A 17,494-nucleotide genomic window follows, 5' to 3' on the forward strand; every position below is an offset into this window, starting at 1 on the left:
GAGTTAGATTGAAACCTGAAAAAATGCGCCCCTAGTTCTAATTCGGTAATAACTCACTGTACGTCAACGAAGATAATGAGTAACGAAACCAACCTTGAACACGCGTAGTATCACTTTTCTATTTATAACTCTGCTTTCAATCGCTGTACCTTTGCTAAAACGGATTCAATACGCTGTATCTGAGCATTTTTAAAGGCATAGTCTGGATAGCCGCTTACATCACCAATAGGAGTATCTACAACTTTCCTCTTTAATTGAATTAAAGCATCTATAATTAACGGTAAATCGCCAACTTCCAGTTCTTCCATTAGTGCCTTTTGTAGTTAAAAAAGGATGGCCGTACTGCTGCTTTATTCTCTATTTGCGAAACACCGACAGAATTCATAGAAACTTCATAAATCGAAAAATCTGTTGTCGAGCGTAAGTAAGGGCTATGGGTAGTAAATATTACCTGATCAACAACTTTGCTGCCTATTAGCCGTCGGAATATCTGTAATAATTCTCTTTGTGATTGAGGAGATAAATTTAATTCTAACTCTTCAATCAATAGTATTTTGGCCTTGGTCTCAAAAATTAGAGTTAATAAAAACAGTATTTGATGTATGCCAGTACCGAAGCTGCTAATAGGCAATCGATCCGACCCATTACTTAAATTTAATTCGATTTCACCATTTACGTTAGAGTATGTAGGGTCGAAGTCTTTAAAAATTCTACCGGCTACTCCACGGAAGCTTTGATCTCGGACGAACTTCTTGAATTTTTCGTATTTCTTGTAATTGATCGGATCCAACGACAACTTATAAAGCCAGTTTTTGAAGTTTTTCGTAGTGAGTATTAAGCTGTTTGTGTCAATCTCTTTGGAATAATAGCGATCGTTGTCTAAAAACAGAACTTTATTATTGAGAATACTTATTAAGCTTTCAAAAGAGACAGAATCCTCATAAAGAGCATGGCCAGTAGCTCCATTATTGAAATATCTTTTTTTGCTTCCGGTTATGTCAGCATATATTTCCAGACCATTAAGTTTCGCTTCTTTTAGTTCAAAAAGAGAAGTGTACGGATCTTTGAAATTTTTGATTTCCGCTTTGAATTCTATAGTTGAGACGTTTGAACCTGTAGGAAATTCTTTCAACAAAACTTCTAATTTCTCAAATCCCGAGTCTTCAATTTCGTCATTCAATATCTCCACTTTAAAAAATATCTCTATTACTCGTGTCCTCTCATTTTTATGATAAATGAACGGTTGATCCATGATGACACCTTGCCAGAACCCACCAATAAACTGATCTCTTTGGGTAAGCGCCCCCTCCACAATAACAGGAGCCTCGCGGGATATTTTTCCGCTAAATACAATATCTATAAACTTAAGAATGTTAGACTTTCCACTATTATTTTCGCCATAAATCATGTTTATGGTTCTCAGGCCACTGGCAACGCCTGTAGGTGGGGCTTGATAGTTGCTAAAACTTTTGAAATTAGCGATAGAAAATTCTGTTACTTTCATAGGTTTATTTATAGTCAGAATAATACTCCAAGATCTCATTTATTAATAAAAGATACACATCTTCTGTAATTTTATTTTCCCGATGGTTAAACAACAGCATTAAATGCATCTTCACGAAGACATCAGTGAATTTTTTACTTGTAAACAAAGGATATGATGAGTTTATAATAATTGTATCGTCTTGTAATTTGCAGGCCGGAAATAAAGAGGTTTTGAAATCCCAGTGTTCAGACTTAACCAAATATTTTTTGTTTTTAATGATTATATGCTTTTCCAGGCTACTAAGATTCTCAGATACGATAACTTCTTTATTTTCCTCGTTAATAACTACTCCTTTTGAATTATCACTTTCTGTCTTGAGATCAAAGCCTTCTTCTTCAAGTTTTTGCAGTTTTTTTTGAATATTTACTGGGTTTAATAAACTTAAGTTGTTGACCCTGAATTCTTTACCTGTTTGTTTAATTTCGCGAATAATATCAGCTTCATCTTCCAAGCGGTTTGAAAAGTAGTTCAGTCGCCTGCTTAGAAAATCTTTTAGCTCTTCATAATCGGTACTAAAGTTGAAATCATCCCTAGAAACCTTTATTAATTCATTCATTCCCTCAATAATATGAACCTCCCCGGTTAGCCAGTGGAACCTTGATCTTGTTGCGCCATGACTAGAGGAAAAGTTCTCTCTTTTATCCCCAACACCAACATTTAGGTTCCTAACTTTTAGATAGCGAGCTTCGTAAGGTTTGACACTTTTCCTTGACGTGAGAATAGCGTATTTAAATTTGATTTTGCCAATTTGATTGTATGGTTCCTTGTGTGTTTCAAGAATCTCATTTCCATATACTTTTCGAAATAATTGTTCGCCGTTGACATGAACTTCAAATGGGATGTTGCTATGAAGATCGAACATCGTATTGAAACGGTCGTCTTCAAACTTTATAGGCAAATCATCGGATAAAATCCACTGTAATTTTCTAATAGCATCAAAATTGTCAACCGAACTATTGTCAACCCTATTCGTTTTTTGCTTTCTGGGATAAAAAAAAGATTTGGTGAGATCATTAAAGCCTGTAAGAGTGATTTTAGTGAAGCTTCGAGTACTTTGAGAAAAGTCCTGCACCCTACCTCCGTTAATCAAAATGCTACTGACATCAACAAATTTGCTTTGGTCTGAAAAATATTTAAAAAGCGGGATTGTAGCATGTAGTTTAGTACTTGTCCCGGCACGTTTAGATTCAATACTATAGTTTCTGAAAAACGGAAATACCGAAAGGAATCCAACTCCGAATTGTCCGATAATAGGTCTACCCAGTGGTGTAAGATTGTCTTCCTTACGCCTTGTTTTGCCAGCGATTCTCAGATAGAATTCAAAATCCTTATCACTCATACCTCTCCCAGTATCTTCGATAACGACTGTTTCAGTATCAAGATCGATGTCTATAGTTACAGATTTAGCATCTGCATCGTAACTATTAGTTATAAGCTCCTTAAGAGCTCTTGGAAAATTCTGATAGGTTGACTGGCTGAGTACGCTAACGATATTTTTATCTACCGTAATACTTTTTGGCCAGATGTCATTATTTTCGTCCAACATTAAACTCCGATAATTAAAACTTCTCGATTGTTTGCAGCATCACCATTTTGGTGATTTAAAGCGTATTTATAATGAATACTTTCGGAAAAAACTTTTTTACCAAGTTTTTCAAACATTGCTACTATCTCTTCAATAGATGGCACCCCGCCCTCTTTGTACGAGACAACTACAATCGAATTCCTAAACTTATAAAGCAATTCTTCCATTTTTTCGGAAATGTTAGCCTTTGTAAGTTGATTTATATCGTTGTGATCATCCAGTCGTTTAATAAGAGTATCTTGATTAATTAAGCCTTCCCATTCGGAATACTTAGACAACCCTTCTAAAAAGTGATAGCACTTATGGTAGTTTGAGGTTTCGTGTCCGCTTTTTAAATTAAAATATGGCGGGTCTAGGTACACCAGGTCGTAACCATACTCATCAAGGTCTAATATATGACTATTTAGAGAGTTACACATCTTATTGTTTGAAAATACCAAAGAGTTTGCTTCATCGGAAAACTGTTTAAATAATGAATCAAACGGTTTTTCCCAACTTGTTTTATTACCAAAATTTCGGACAACGTCATTTGTTCTTAAGGAAAGATTCTTTCTATGAAACAGGTTGAATGGACGCTTTATAAGGCAGGCTTGGAAAAGGGCATAGTATGCCAAAGCCTGTTTGTGTTGTTGATCCCCAAACAATTCCGTGATCCCCTCTGTTAGATTGTCGATCCATTGATTTTCATCGTCCAGGTAAAATATCCCTTGAAAGTTTCTTTCAACAATTTTTCTCTCCGAAATGTAGTTAGTTAGATTTACAAGGTCATTCTCGCTTAGTAGGTCATAATCATTTTCTATTAATCCTTTGCCAATAATATGATTGAACTTTAATAGATCGTTATAAGTAACCGTTTTGCCTAGTTTCTTGAATAGATAGCTGACGGTACCAGTGCCGCCAAAGCCATCCAATACCGTTTCGTATTTTAAGTCTAATCCGGTTAGGACCTGACTCATCCAGCGTATAATTTTCCTTTTGCTACCCTGATAGCGGGTAATTGGGTATTCTTTTAAATTTACTTCCACTTAAAAACAAAGATATCTATAATTTTTATATCACGTGTTAAAATCCGAAATTCAAACGTGCAAGCACCATTCCACCGGAAAATTCGAATCGATACTTTATGAAAACACAACCTATTTTTAACATCCTTGAGGGATTCGATTTCTCTAATCTGGACAACCCAGAATTTAAGGAGGATGCTGTGCGGGAGGAGTTAGTAGTTCCAATAATAAAAGGCTTAGGATATCGTATTAGTAAACCTAATCAAATAATTAGAAGTCGGAAGCTATTACACCCGTTTGTTTCGATAGGTTCAAAAAGGGAGAAAATTTATATAATTCCGGATTATCTTTTTGAAGTTAATGACCGACCTGCCTGGATCATGGATGCTAAAGGCCCTAGAGAAGCTCTTGTTAAATCAAAACATGTGGAACAAGCGTACTCTTACGCTATGCACAATGAAATCCGTGTAAACTATTTCGCGCTTTGCAATGGATACGAATTTGTGTTATATGATGTTAGCAAGATTGAGCCGGTATTAAGATTCCCTTTACCAGCAATATCGTTGTATTGGGGAGATTTGCAACGAATATTAAGCCCTCAAACAATTTTTAACAATGCCCAGGCAAAACTGGCGAAAGATCTCGGATTGCATTTGAAACGATTGGGCTTTGACCAGTTTGAAAGTATGTTTTTCCCATCAGTACCTTTAACTAACATTGGACAGTTAGATCCTGATATGTACAGCACTTCAGGCGCCATCATCAATGATGGTGAACGATTTGTTGTTACCTTCGACTTTGATGCTCTTACATTTCAACAATTAAAAGGAAAAATACCAGATACTGCTTTCAACGACTTAAGTAAACGAGAGAACGGGCCTAGGAAGGCTGTTTCTTTTGCAAATGATGCTTTTGTGGTGCACATTGATTGCCGTGTGGGTAGTCAACTAGAAGAGAACACTGATGAAATTTTTCAGCCTCTAGTCGTAAATCGCTTTATTTAAACGTGGTGAGCCCGAAAAAAAAACGCCTCAGCCGGCATTTGAAAGTTTTATAAGTATTTATGAGAATTGAATCCGGAAGTCCGGTTGGCTTATACCGCATTTAAATCACCTATTAGTGGCCACAGCAGTCCCAATTTTAAACTATAGTACATTTTATCCCAATTGGGAAATTCCTGCCAGGCCCCTTGACCTCGTAGGCGACTTTAACATTGAAGAGGTTATATTAATGCTGGTTGCACTCAGAAATTCATTGGAGAGAAATCGATATGATTTGCAACATGACAACATGGTGAGTGCTTTGATTAGTGAGCTACCTACTGAAAAATCGACAAGGTTGAGAAGTTTCCTATTTGGAAATCCTCAATTTACACTAATACATTCTGTGGTAATTTCTAAGGTTTTGGTTGACCTTTTCCGGCAATTATCTTCAAATAAACCCATACTTGATTTTGAAAAAGGCCATTATGAGGAAAGAATACTTGATCTCATTTTAATCTATAATGAACAACATTACGATAATATGTTGGGTGAAAGAGCGCAGGATAGTCACGAACTGGTCTGGGGGCTAATGATGATGCAGAACCTCAGTGGTGTAAACGAGATCCATTATGCCAGGACGGGACCGATCAAGCATCTAATATTTTTGCGATACCTGCGAACAACTGTTGGAAAGCATTTTATGCGGTTCGAGCAAAGTCTAAAAGACAGTACAGGAATGGGAAATATTAACCAATTCTTGGCGATATTTCTAAGTATCTTTTCATTCTTGACTAAAAGAGATGTCCCGAACTCACTTCTACCCCAGATTGACCTAGAAGACCCAAACTATTCCTACCTAAAATTAATGGGATTAGTATTAGACCGTGAAAGTGTAGAAACTGAAAATTTTGATGTAGGCACGCTTTTAACCCACCCTTTTTTTCAAACTTCGGATGGCAAAACATATATCCTAGATCATCGGGATTTTTCGCTTATGATTGAGCGGGTTTTTATGTACGTTCTATACCATAAAAGCAATATCTGTGAATTATTGGCCATAACAAATTACAATGGTATGCTCGGGCATTTCGGACTGCATTACTATGAGCGATATCTTTTGAATGGACTTTTCACAACCATGGAAAGACCTGGGGTAAGAATGATTGCCTCCGATGATAATAACCTTTCGGATTTTACTTTAATCGTCAATGAGACTGACGTGTTCATTATTGAAGTCAAGGCGGTTTCGGTTCACTACCGGGTTTTTGATCAACAAGATTTAGTAGGCTTCAAGACATACCTCGATGATAATTTTAGTGGTAAAAAAGGGGTGCAACAACTTGTAAGAAACATTTCTTACCTGACGAATGATCGTTTTAAGTTGTTGTCCCTAAAAAAGCCCTCGTCTAAGCTGAATGTTTTTCCAATAATAGTCTTTGTAGACCCGCAGGCAGGTGTCCACGGAGTTAATGATTACGTGTCGGGCATTGCAGAGGAGAAATTTGAAGCATTGAGACATAACTTTAAATCTATACGGCCATTGACAATGATCAGTTGTGATTTCTTTCTAGAGAATATTGAACTTTTACAAAACGACAGAAGCCTGTTCAAACGTCTGATAATGAGTTATCATTCCGCTATTCAAAACAGAAAATTGAGTTACAAGAAGTTTCCATCAACTGAGAATTATGTGAAAGCAATGGTTGGCTTCGATCAATTGTCGATCGGGAAGGAAGGGATTTACAGAAGGGATCAAAAAGCAATATTTAAGAATCTTGTTACGATCTTTAAGCTGAAGGAAAAGGTTTAAGTTCGGGAAGTTCCTGATCTATTAAAAGTTGCGTCTCATTTTTTGATAAAAAAAGTTATAGTGTCCACTCCTTCTGTTCTGACCATCACAATTTTAGTATTCTTTAGATCGGTAAATACCAAATGATTCTCAGCTTTTCCTATGAACTTCAGGGTGTCGTTTGTTATGTGTGTGCTATCAGCAGATGATTTATTTTGATTTACTGAATATCTATATTTTATGTTCTGATATATTATTTCACTACTGTACTTTCCGGAATAATAGGAAACAATAGGAATAAACACTATCAGATCAATAGCAAATCTTCTTAAACGTTCAGACATGAACTGGTCTCGTAGAAAGTTATTATTCACTAAAAAGATAGAAACGAAAATTGCGTCTAGCGCACCATAGATTATAAAGTTAGTCGGATCCTTCGTGGTGTTTGTGAGGTAAAATAAAAACAAAGCAACAAGCTTACCCGAAAAGTATAATATCAATAGAGTTAAATTGTTCGGTTTTTTCTCTACAGAAGCTTGTATCGAACCATCGGCAGAAGAGGGAAGAATCAGGTTCTGGACGGCCAGATTATATACTACGACCAGTAAGACTGAAAATATTGGATACACTGACGACTTTATAATATCTGAGATACTTATGAACGCAAGACCATTAACATCAAATTTATCCCAAAAGGTTACATGAAATAGTGCGCCACATATGGTTATGTAAGGCACGATATATATGTAATTAAGATTCTTTACCGAAAGTTGGTTGAGCATAGTGATTTATTTACACGAGAATTTAATTTTTGATAAGTTAGTTATTCATATTTAAAACCGGATACAGTCAGAATTCACCTGTCTAAAGTCTTCAAAATTTACAAGGCAACCATGAAAGAGAAAAGAAAGTCTAAATCTACTGAGTCAATATTTACGGTCTCAATGATGATTTTTGTAATACCTGCTTACGTCTACTTATGCTCATACTCGTATGAGAAAGGCATTTGTAGCTTCTATGGAATTCCGAGCGAGTTTATTCGACCAGATTTAACAAGCAACTTGTATTACTCTATCTCACTATTTTTCAGTGTCTATTTAATTTACTACCTCCCACATCACCTTGCCTTTTTATCTATTGGCGAGAGACTTGCGATGAAGCCTGAGCTATATCCGTTTTTTCGTGCAAATCTTATTCTTTTCATAGCTTGTCTAGGTGTTGTATATACTGCAACTTATAATTTAGATTGGGTAGGCAGTTTGATAATGTTCCTAATAGCCCTTTAGGTTTGTGTCAGCAAATAATCACAGGTAATTACAATTGTTATTATTGTAAGATTTTCTTTTTGCTTCTTTTTCTTTTGTTAATAAGCTGTGAATTTTGTGGAAAGGTTAACACTGACAGAGGAGCACTATCTCATAGCCAAAATTCAAGCTTTATTCCGCGATTTAGTCCTCTGTCAGTTGTTTAAACAAGCATCAAATAGAAATTAGAGTTTGCAGACTCATTAGTAAGGGTTTGATTGTGTTTAAACGTCGTTAACCATTGTTTAACCATTCAAGGGCAAATTTATGAATTACACTTTTTTTATCGGTATTGATGTGTCCAAAAACACACTTGACTTTGCAGTATCTGAAGGAAAGGAGCTGCTCTTACAAACCACCATTTGTAATGAGCTTTCAGGAATCAGGGAGTTCTGGAACCAGCTGAAATCCATCAAGGCATTTCGCCTGGAGAAGACTATCTTCTGTTTGGAGCATACTGGTGTTTACAGTCAGCATATATTAAGCTTCCTGTATGGCAAAAAAGCAAATATATCCATGGAAGCATCTGTTCATATCAAACTGTCCGGTGGCTTACAGCGAGGCAAGAATGACAGAATAGACGCTGTTAGAATAGCAGAGTACGCCTGCAAAAACAAGGAAACTCTTAAACTGTGGCATCCTAAAAGGGAAGTCATCCAGCAACTTAAACATTTATCAGCTTTACGTTCCAGATTAATCAACGCAAGAAAACAATTGGCTGTAGCAATTAAAGAAATTGTGCCTTTTGAAAAAGCAGCTGCAGGAGAAATGAAGAAACTTTGCAAGCTGTCTCTAAAAGCATTAGATGCAGATATTAATCAGGTAGCCGAGAAACTGGATAGTGTGATTCAATCAGATCCGGAGTTACAACGACTGTTTAAGGTTGTCACTTCTGTGGATGGTATCGGTAAGGTAACGGCAACAGAGATGATCATTACAACTAATGAATTCAAAGACATTTCTGAACCTTCCAAGTTTGCTTGCTATTCTGGTGTAGCTCCATTTGAACATTCATCAGGAACCAGCTTGAGAGGCCGGCCCAGAGTGTCGCATAAGGCTAACAAAACGATGAAAAGTCTGCTGCACATGGCTGCCTTAACAGCGATTATTTATAATACTGATCTCAAAGCGTATTATCAAAGAAAGGTAGAAGAAAGGAAAAGCAAAATGTCAGTCATTAATGCTGTTAGAAACAAACTTATATGGCGAGTATTCGCATGTGTTAGAAATAATAAACTATATCAGAAAAATTGTGAAATAACACTTGCATAGACCATAGAAATCGCAGTGGTCATTAACTTATTAGCATTCATGCAGTACTCATATATTAAGAAGGAGGTAGAAACTCGAGATTATGATGATATTGCCCTCCATTGGAATAAGGATGTTAACGTTCCATTTCCTGTTTTGGATCTTCCTGACGTCTTGAATTTTAGATCTATTTTCACTGGAATAACTGAGAGGCAAAAATATTTTATTATTATTTTAATCGGGCTAGTGAGCTTTAGCTATTTGCTAGGCAGACGAGAGGCTTATTCCAAAACAGTTTACGAAGTATCAGTAGAGAGAAAAAACTTTATCCTTTTGAGAAAATACGGGGATGATCTAATTTTTAAGAATTATGATCCTAAAACAAAGAAATTGGGGAACAACTTAGTCCTTTTTAAGATAGGTAGCTCGGATGCTAACACATTTACAACTAGGCATGTAGGGCCGTTAAGTTATTTTTATAATATACGTCGAGAATGAATAGATTCATTAGTCACGACAATGCCATCACGAATACCACTATTATCTCGGTCTTCAATCAACTATTATGAGGAAAATAATTTTTAACTTCTTAGGTGATTCCGATTTGGACTTATCTTCATATGAATCCATCAAAGATTTGCTAATACCCTATGAAGTTATCAAATGTGATTCTACTGAAGTAATTTTTGAGACTCTTAATCAAGTTAACACGGACAACGAATCTTTAATGTTAACGTTTCTTGGACATGGCGCAAATGAAGATGGGCTTGTATCCTATCAGGTTGAAAATCGACTTCTATTATTATTTGAGGATTTGCTTCCCGAGGTTAACACATTAAGGACGAATAACCCTGTTATATTAAATTTAGTAGCCAATTGCAATAGTTACAGATGTGAAGGCTATTTGTCGCCCGATAATAGAATTGATAACATCTGGGTGACGACGACCCATACCGATTCCATATCCCGCGCATTGGTAGCAATCCGTGCGGAAACTTTTGACTTTTTCTTAGAGGATCTTGAAGATGACAGTGAACGCGCTCGCTATAGGTTAATCAGCTAGACTAAGTTCACCCCTTTTTATCGCACAAAGTCACGTTCATGACCTCCATCATCTACTATTGGTAATGAGTAGCCAGAAGATATAGCAGAGCCTGGATAACGGTCAACCAGGAGCTCGCCACAGGGGTTTAAATATAATCCTTGCAAGAGATGACCCCTGGCATGTTCCCTTGTCCAGTATTATACCGTAGCGATGGCTGGTGAATTGTATGCTATAGATTCTTATGCAGGGAACGCGATTAACAAGATTTCACTAGCTAAATTTTTTAACTCTTTGAATCCCTCAGTCTTCTGCCAACTGTCATAGTTGACCTCGTTTAAAAGGACTATAACATTATCTAAATCCTTTTTTCGATACCCCTCAGGAAAATAGTTTTCTATGTCCCCTTGTATCAACAGGAAAACATTACTTTTTTTCTGTTCCAAAGCAAATTTCAACAACAACGCTTCCTCCTCTGGTGTTAGCGACGGTTTCAATTTCGTCCTAAAGCTTTTGATATAATCAACGAAAAGCTTCAGCTCTTCAGTTGATCCTGAGAGGATAGCCTCATCAAGGAGATCAATCAATTTTGGAGCGTCCTTGCTATCCGGATTTTTCATAGCAAATCTATCCACCTTACTTTTGTCAACCAGAAACAGCCCCTTGATTTCAGGAGTGCCGACCTGATTAATATAATCTAAGTCAGCAATAAAAAAGTGCGGTACTTTGAGTGAAGATAAAAATTCAGAATATTTTCCATGGTTATTTTTTCCTCCAATATCTACTATTTCAACGACTTGCAAAAGTTTCCTTTCATTCACGACTTCCAAAACAATTTTCTGAAAAACTATCCTGTCGGTCACGCCTTCTACTAGTATAACAAGATCTGCAAAGAATATTTTCTCGTTGTTTGTACTATTTACGATATGAAGCAGGTCTTTTATTTTTAATGACGATTTATCTCGTAATAATAAGGCTTTGCTTGTTCCATCCTCCTTGAACAACCTCACTAAATGTTTTAAAGATCTTTCCTGAATAAAAATCGATGAATGGGTCGAAATTATAAATTGGTTACCTGTTAACTTAGAAATCTCAAAAAACAAATCTAACAGGAGGTTCTGCCAACGAGGATGAAGATGCAACTCCGGTTCATCGATCATAATCAGACCGTTTTTTATATTGAGGGCAAATATCCCAAATAAGTAATTTAAAATTTCTTTCTCTCCTGAACTAGCTTGTGATAGCAATAGCCTCTGGCCATCTTTCAATAAAGTTATTTCATAAATATTGCGATTGGGGTCCTTTAATTCTAACTTCCAGTCATAGCCCAATCTGTTAAGAAATTCAGTCATCAGCAGTACTTCATCGTCCTTTTTCCAGGCTTCATCAAATGCTGTCGACGCTGATTGGCTTTCATATCTGCGTCTTTTTGCAGCGAAATATATAGATGCAATGGAAATTAAAGATGTGTTGCTTTTCGAATTCCATGTGTGTACCTCTTGCAAGGCTTGATTAAATGATCGTTGAGACAAGTTTGCTTGCAAGCTCTCCGGTGATGACATTCCGCGGTAAGGACTAAAAAACAAAAAGTTTGGCTTTAGAGCGATGGAGTCATGATCTTTAAAAAGTATAAGGGCCATCTCAAAGAATTGCAGATAGTTCAGGATAATCTCCTCTTCGACTGACAATGCATGATCGTTTGCTACTCCTATTGGCGCTCCGGGAAAGGGATGCTGGTGGGTAGAATCACCTAGCAGCACATAATCTTCGATAGTGTATGAAACGGAGGAACCTGCTTTTAAGTTATCTATATTCCAGCTCGATGTGTCATAAACGTGCGAGAAATGAGAAGAATTTTCAAACTCATCTAGAATTTCAGTTACTAGAGGGGAATTATCCTTCAGTAATTGAATGTTTTTAAGATCGTCTTCACTTATAATAAATTTAAAAACGAGCTTCATCGGATCGCCCGGACGCTGGATATTTTTTTCAAGTTCAGTCCGAACTTGGTCGATGTTGTGATTTTGACTAATACTTTTGCGTCCAATTGCATTGCCGGGCATGTTATCAGAAATGCTTGCCGGCTTTAGAAAGTAAGTCTTCAAACAAAGTGTTATAATATCCAGCAAATTGCTTTTGCCACTTCCATTTGGGCCAATTAAGATATTGAAATCTGTATTGAAATCTAATTCTGTTTTGTCGCGAAAGCTTTTGACGTTTTCAATATAAAGGCTATTTAGTTTCATTCAGTAATTTTTAAATAATTTGTATGTTTGGTGCTATTGAAATTACTCGCCCCAACATCATCTTCTGTGAGAAATTGGATTGGAGGGTTGAGATTATCAGCTATTCGTTTAACGAGTATTATCGGCTCGTCAACTTACACTACTTGTTGCCGCCGTCACTGCTTTAGAAATAGTATCAGTCACTCTCTTTTCCATTTCAAATTGAAGCTTCGCCAATTTCAATTTTACTCGGTAATCATCTGCTGAATACGGCTCCGAATAGATTTTCTGAAATCCTTCGAGAATAAACTCGAGGATTTGATTTGTTCTTTCCGGAGTATTGAATTTATCGTGGTTGGCTAAAAGTTCCAGGTGATGTTTAATGGACATAGCCAGGGTGGTTTTGAAAGTGTATTTATCATACAATGCCCTGGTTTGTGAATATTGTGTGGAACAGAAGTATAAATAGAATATAATTGGCGACGTGATTAAGAAGCGAATGTAAAAGTTTACATCAAACGTATGATTTTCCAGATCCCATTTGTATGCCCAAAGCTGCAGCACGAACATAGCCACGATAAAAATCAAAAGCACGAGTGACGTAATGAATATCCTTGACTCCCATTTGTTTAAAAGGAGTTTAAAATTAGCCCTTCCACGATCAAAATCACCGCTCATTCCTGTCTCGGCTGCCAGTCCATAAATCTCCCTTATATCTGCTAAAAGAGTTGTGCCTTCTGCCCTGTATTTTGAGATATCTTGTAGCGCAGCCTCAGAGCTTATCAACAGACCTGCAATTCTCTTCTCTCTTTCGTGGCTCTTTGATTGAAGGCTTTCAATTTTCTCAACGGTTTTAGTAACCTCTTTTTCTACCGCCAGGATGTTTTTTTGCGAACTATCTACTTTTCCTTGATTTGTAGTAAGACTCTCCGATAACTTACGTAACCCCACGTCTATAGCATTCAATTCCTTACTTTTCCGCCTCAGTTCAATTGCGTAGTCTCGAACTTCCCCATATTGTTTCTTAGCAGCCTCCTGGAGGTTGAGAATCTCAGTTTTGGAACTAGTTGCAAATTTTACAACAGAACTTAGTCCTGTTGACTTATCTGTAATTTGATTAAATATTGGCAAGTATTTTTTGTCGTGAAATTCGTTAACCTGTTTTAGTATTCGCGTAACTGAGTCGCGGTCTTTACGAAATTTCTCGATAGTTCGATTAGTAGTGCCAATGAGCCTGGTAAGATTTTGATTTGATTCTTTGCCGGCATTATAGGTAGCCAAGTTTTCTTTTAAAAGCTCTCTTGATTTTACAACATTTTCTTCTGCGACTTGGGTAATTCGTAAAATATCCTCAACCAGCCGTACTGCCTCGTCTCTCTTTTGCTTTATTGTATCTTTGGATGCCATCGTAAAAAACAAATGTTATATCTTAAAATTTTGAGCAAGATCTTTCCTCCAGAAAGCGTGCGATTTACCTTTTTCTTTATGGTCCTTTAAGTAAGCTTCTAACCTTTGAAATGTCTTTTTGAGTTTCCAATTATTAGCACTCATATACCTATTAATAAAATAAACCATCTCATAAGATTCGTTCCTGTTCAGCATAGTGCTGTCAGGTTTACCAGTTAGCCTCGGGTCATCGTCCGGCCAAGCTGTGTGTTTATAACCCGGATAAGCCAGGTCTTCTTTTGTAAAATTTGCCATATAGGATTTTATGTTGAGAAACTTGATATGAAGACAAATGCTTCGTGATAGACCGAGGTCTAGCTAAAGACTAAGTTGAGCCGTGATTGGCTGAACATCTTACGGGAAGAGTATCCATATGTGAGAGTGTTAGTTAGATGAATGTAACTAGAACAATTGAGCAAAGCAAAAAAAATAAATCTTATTTGATTGATTTACAGATATTTAATTGATTTAAGAAAAATTTTCATTCGACAATTCCAGAGTTCGTATAGGTATTAAGCCATTTGTTCTATCTGAAAGCGTTGTTTGCGTAACTTGGGGTTTAGCTTCAAGATTGGAGGCTGAAGAAACCGTATAAATGAAAAAAACAATTAAGTTTACTAGTGACATAAAAGCAATACACCCTTTGTCCGTTCGAGCGAAAGTTTAAACAACGAATCGACCTATGAGAATTTCCATGTTATTTATTCTTGTTATTTTCTGCATAATTGGATCACCCAATTCCTTGTGGGGGATGGCGGAAATATCGGGAGATTTGGAATTTAATCTGGACACCCTTCAATCGCCTAACCCGGTCGAAAAAATCCACGTTCATTTTGACCGCGCGCACTATTCAGCCGGCGATACCATGTGGTTCAAAAGCTATCTCGTACAGCGATCGAACCAATTGACAGAGAATAGCAGGGTTATGTATATCGACCTTATTAACTCAAGCGGTAAGACCATTCAGTCGACGAAAATCCCGGTCGAGGCAGGTTTAGGATGGGGACATATAGCTCTTGACGCGGGGCTTCCGGGCGGGGTTTACCGAATCCTTGCTTATACTAACTGGATGAAAAATTATGGCGAGGAAAGTTTTTTCACCAAGACGATTAATGTCAGCGATCTCACCGGCAAGCGAGTCGTAGTAACGAATAGGGTTTTGAATAGTGACAACAAGAAAAGCGCTAACGTAACGGTACAGAATATTGATGGAAGCCCTCTTGCACAAACAACCGTTAAGTATACTATCACACTTAGGGATGGCAAATTAGTAAAAGGTGATTCGAGAACCGATTCTCAAGGTAAGCTGCAAATTCCTCTAAACGACAATTCGGCTGATCTGGATCTGACTTTGGATATGGAAACTGGACCGGTAGTAAGGAATTTTCATTTACCGGTGAATGATGATGTCTTTGATGCCCAATTTTTTCCCGAGGGTGGCGGCCTGGTAACAGGCCTAGCTAGCCGTATTGGTGTGAAAGTCACGGGCGCTGATGGTTTACCGAGGGAGGCTACCGGATATATTATCAACCAACAACAATCTCACATTGCTTCCTTCAATACCGAATTTGGCGGGATGGGTGTTTTTGGGCTTAATCCGCAGGCTGGGGAACAATACACAGCAGTCGTACAAACAAAAGGCAATCAGACCCAAAAATTCACTATTCCAGCTGCTGCTTCCAGCGGCTATGTGATGACAATTTCGTCAGACTCATTAAACTTCATTGCCCGAATTAAAAGCAGTCCGGACAAAGTTGGTTCAGCAGTAACTTTGCAAGTTAGTGCTGGCGGTAGGGAGATAATTAATATTCGCGAAAAGGCAGTATTACCCCAACTGGTTATCAGAATTCTCAAAGCTGAACTTCCGGCAGGGGTCAACAGAGTTACTTTGATGGCTTCAGAATCTCTGCCGGTGGCTGAACGATTGATATTCGTGGATCAACTTAAAAGTCTGTCGGCCGCGCTGGGCGAGGATCGTGAGAGCTTCCCGATTAAAAACGAGATTAAAAGCACCTTGAAAGCAAACGATGCGAGTGGCAAACCTGCGCTTGGCAGCTTTTCATTGGCAATAACGGACGAGGATCGTGTTATGCATCAGGAAGAGTCGGAAGTGACCATACTTTCAAACCTTTTGTTAACATCTGAGATAAAAGGAAACATCGAAAATCCCAACTATTATTTCATTAACGTGGATGGTAATAAAAGGCGGGAGTTAGATAATTTACTACTGACACAAGGCTGGCGGAGATTTAACATGATAGCAAAGGCCATACCGGCACCTTATGAAGCTGAGAAAGGCTTACGCGTCAGCGGAAAAGTCCTCACACCCTTAAACTCCCCTGCCCCATCCTCTATAGTAAATCTGATTGTCGGTGATGGCTCACATGGAATTTTTACCAGTAAGACCAATGAGAAAGGTGGATTTGTATTTGACAGCCTTTATTTCGAAGGGCCGAATACTCTCAGACTAACAGCTTCGAATAATAGGGCAAATCTAACGTAAACATAGTGCCTGACACAACAAGCCATCAACGCGTTTTTGCGCCCCAGGTACAAAAAGAATATGCATTACAGCAGATACCTGACAGCGCAATATTAGCACTCACTGACGAAGCTGAAGTGAATCGCCTGCTTCGCGTTGCGCAGATCGAAAAGATGCAGTTACTGGATGAAGTGAAGGTTAGCGCCCAAAGAGTAAATGAAATTAACGACTCAAAAAACATCAATACGACACCTGCAATATATACCTTACCGGAAAAGCATTTTGAGCAATATTCCAATATGAGAGATGCCCTGGAATCAAAAATCCCGTCGCTGGTCTTTAACGGCAATTTGATGAAATTCCGGAATGATAGCATCTCGATATTCGTTGACGGTGTCCCCATGGACGCAGATTTTCGGGTACGGGATATCAATACAGCGGATGTTGCTGGCCTGGAGGTGCTCACAGGAGCCCAGTCTGCTCTTTATGGCCGAAAAGCTATACTGTTCGTAACGCTCAAAACCGGAATGACCAAGTCCTCAAGCTCAATGGGCCAGGCAAGCATTATGGTCAATGGATATAGCTTTAACCGCGAATTCTATTCACCGCGATTTGACAAGCCTGTGCAAATCGAAGCGATTGATTACCGTAAAACCATTTACTGGAATCCTAATCTACTAACGCGCGAGGGACTTAGCCAGGAATTTAGTTTCTATACCGGAAATAAGCCAGGTCGGTACAGATTTGTAATAGAAGGGATAGATGAATTTGGGAATGTGTTTAGGAAGGTTTTTAGTCGGGAGATTCGGTGATCGTGTGAAAGAACGTCCTAAACGG

14 protein-coding genes are annotated in these 17,494 nt (G+C 37.8%); 6 read left to right on the plus strand and 8 right to left on the minus strand.

All coding sequences use genetic code 11. The features are described 5' to 3' along the window. Positions 1–122: 122 nt before the first annotated feature. Genes B5X60_RS05845 through B5X60_RS05860 form a run of 4 tightly spaced genes read right to left on the minus strand, consistent with a single transcriptional unit; the run spans position 123 to position 4,156 of the window. On the minus strand, positions 123–308 hold the full coding sequence (locus B5X60_RS05845) for a hypothetical protein (RefSeq protein ID WP_079701674.1): 186 nt from the start codon (positions 306–308) through the stop codon (positions 123–125). Continuing rightward, a complete protein-coding gene (locus tag B5X60_RS05850) occupies positions 308–1,504 on the minus strand; it encodes an AAA family ATPase (protein WP_170878388.1) in 1,197 nt (398 codons plus the stop codon). The genes B5X60_RS05845 and B5X60_RS05850 overlap by 1 nt, the downstream gene beginning before the upstream one ends. A gap of 4 nt (positions 1,505–1,508) precedes the next feature. Then, entirely contained in the window at positions 1,509–3,089 is a 1,581-nt protein-coding gene (locus B5X60_RS05855) for an ATP-binding protein (RefSeq protein ID WP_170878389.1), read from the minus strand. Positions 3,090–3,091: 2 nt separating this feature from the next. Next, positions 3,092–4,156, minus strand: coding sequence for a DNA adenine methylase (locus tag B5X60_RS05860; RefSeq protein WP_139377372.1), 1,065 nt, complete (start codon positions 4,154–4,156; stop codon positions 3,092–3,094). Positions 4,157–4,254: 98 nt separating this feature from the next. Here B5X60_RS05860 and B5X60_RS05865 point away from each other — a divergent pair, with 98 nt between their 5' ends. Together B5X60_RS05865 and B5X60_RS05870 are read left to right on the plus strand one after the other, a co-directional pair. Beyond that, the gene (locus tag B5X60_RS05865; protein ID WP_079701677.1) at positions 4,255–5,139 is read left to right on the plus strand and encodes a type I restriction enzyme HsdR N-terminal domain-containing protein; all 885 of its coding nucleotides are present in this window, start codon (positions 4,255–4,257) and stop codon (positions 5,137–5,139) included. Positions 5,140–5,254: 115 nt separating this feature from the next. Beyond that, entirely contained in the window at positions 5,255–6,928 is a 1,674-nt protein-coding gene (locus B5X60_RS05870) for a hypothetical protein (protein ID WP_079701678.1), read from the plus strand. 35 nt (positions 6,929–6,963) lie between these two features. Here the strand turns inward: B5X60_RS05870 and B5X60_RS05875 are convergent, their stop codons facing one another. Beyond that, positions 6,964–7,689, minus strand: coding sequence for a hypothetical protein (locus tag B5X60_RS05875; protein WP_079701679.1), 726 nt, complete (start codon positions 7,687–7,689; stop codon positions 6,964–6,966). A 789-nt stretch (positions 7,690–8,478) separates the two neighbouring features. On the opposite strand from B5X60_RS05875, the gene B5X60_RS05885 reads away from it, so the two are divergent. After that, positions 8,479–9,483 carry an IS110 family RNA-guided transposase gene (locus tag B5X60_RS05885; protein WP_079701681.1) on the plus strand — a complete coding sequence of 335 codons (1,005 nt, stop codon included), beginning with the start codon at positions 8,479–8,481 and terminating at the stop codon, positions 9,481–9,483. A gap of 544 nt (positions 9,484–10,027) precedes the next feature. Next, positions 10,028–10,525 (plus strand): hypothetical protein, encoded by a 498-nt coding sequence (locus tag B5X60_RS05895; RefSeq protein ID WP_079701683.1) that lies wholly within the window; start codon positions 10,028–10,030, stop codon positions 10,523–10,525. 221 nt (positions 10,526–10,746) lie between these two features. On the opposite strand, the gene B5X60_RS05900 is transcribed toward B5X60_RS05895, so the two are convergent. The 3 genes from B5X60_RS05900 to B5X60_RS05910 form a co-directional block, all read right to left on the minus strand. Next, positions 10,747–12,750 (minus strand): AAA family ATPase, encoded by a 2,004-nt coding sequence (locus B5X60_RS05900; RefSeq protein WP_079701684.1) that lies wholly within the window; start codon positions 12,748–12,750, stop codon positions 10,747–10,749. A 129-nt stretch (positions 12,751–12,879) separates the two neighbouring features. Further along, entirely contained in the window at positions 12,880–14,136 is a 1,257-nt protein-coding gene (locus tag B5X60_RS05905) for a hypothetical protein (protein WP_079701685.1), read from the minus strand. 15 nt (positions 14,137–14,151) lie between these two features. Continuing rightward, positions 14,152–14,430, minus strand: coding sequence for a hypothetical protein (locus B5X60_RS05910; protein WP_079701686.1), 279 nt, complete (start codon positions 14,428–14,430; stop codon positions 14,152–14,154). Between the two features lie 496 nt (positions 14,431–14,926). Here B5X60_RS05910 and B5X60_RS05915 point away from each other — a divergent pair, with 496 nt between their 5' ends. Then, positions 14,927–16,678 (plus strand): hypothetical protein, encoded by a 1,752-nt coding sequence (locus tag B5X60_RS05915; protein WP_139377373.1) that lies wholly within the window; start codon positions 14,927–14,929, stop codon positions 16,676–16,678. A 5-nt stretch (positions 16,679–16,683) separates the two neighbouring features. Then, complete coding sequence (locus tag B5X60_RS05920; protein WP_079701688.1) at positions 16,684–17,469, plus strand: TonB-dependent receptor plug domain-containing protein; 786 nt, start codon at positions 16,684–16,686, stop codon at positions 17,467–17,469. Positions 17,470–17,494 lie beyond the last annotated feature (25 nt).

This window comes from Daejeonella lutea (assembly GCF_900168015.1).
Lineage (GTDB): Bacteria > Bacteroidota > Bacteroidia > Sphingobacteriales > Sphingobacteriaceae > Daejeonella > Daejeonella lutea.

What these genes read in the sequence shown, in the direction of transcription:
- B5X60_RS05885 (WP_079701681.1), top strand. Translation starts at nt 8,479, where the DNA reads ATGAATTACACTTTTTTTATCGGTATTGATGTGTCCAAAAACACACTT.
- B5X60_RS05850 (WP_170878388.1), bottom strand. Translation starts at nt 1,504, where the DNA reads ATGAAAGTAACAGAATTTTCTATCGCTAATTTCAAAAGTTTTAGCAAC.
- B5X60_RS05910 (WP_079701686.1), bottom strand. Translation starts at nt 14,430, where the DNA reads ATGGCAAATTTTACAAAAGAAGACCTGGCTTATCCGGGTTATAAACAC.
- B5X60_RS05900 (WP_079701684.1), bottom strand. Translation starts at nt 12,750, where the DNA reads ATGAAACTAAATAGCCTTTATATTGAAAACGTCAAAAGCTTTCGCGAC.
- B5X60_RS05915 (WP_139377373.1), top strand. Translation starts at nt 14,927, where the DNA reads ATGGCGGAAATATCGGGAGATTTGGAATTTAATCTGGACACCCTTCAA.
- B5X60_RS05905 (WP_079701685.1), bottom strand. Translation starts at nt 14,136, where the DNA reads ATGGCATCCAAAGATACAATAAAGCAAAAGAGAGACGAGGCAGTACGG.
- B5X60_RS05895 (WP_079701683.1), top strand. Translation starts at nt 10,028, where the DNA reads ATGAGGAAAATAATTTTTAACTTCTTAGGTGATTCCGATTTGGACTTA.
- B5X60_RS05875 (WP_079701679.1), bottom strand. Translation starts at nt 7,689, where the DNA reads ATGCTCAACCAACTTTCGGTAAAGAATCTTAATTACATATATATCGTG.
- B5X60_RS05845 (WP_079701674.1), bottom strand. Translation starts at nt 308, where the DNA reads ATGGAAGAACTGGAAGTTGGCGATTTACCGTTAATTATAGATGCTTTA.
- B5X60_RS05865 (WP_079701677.1), top strand. Translation starts at nt 4,255, where the DNA reads ATGAAAACACAACCTATTTTTAACATCCTTGAGGGATTCGATTTCTCT.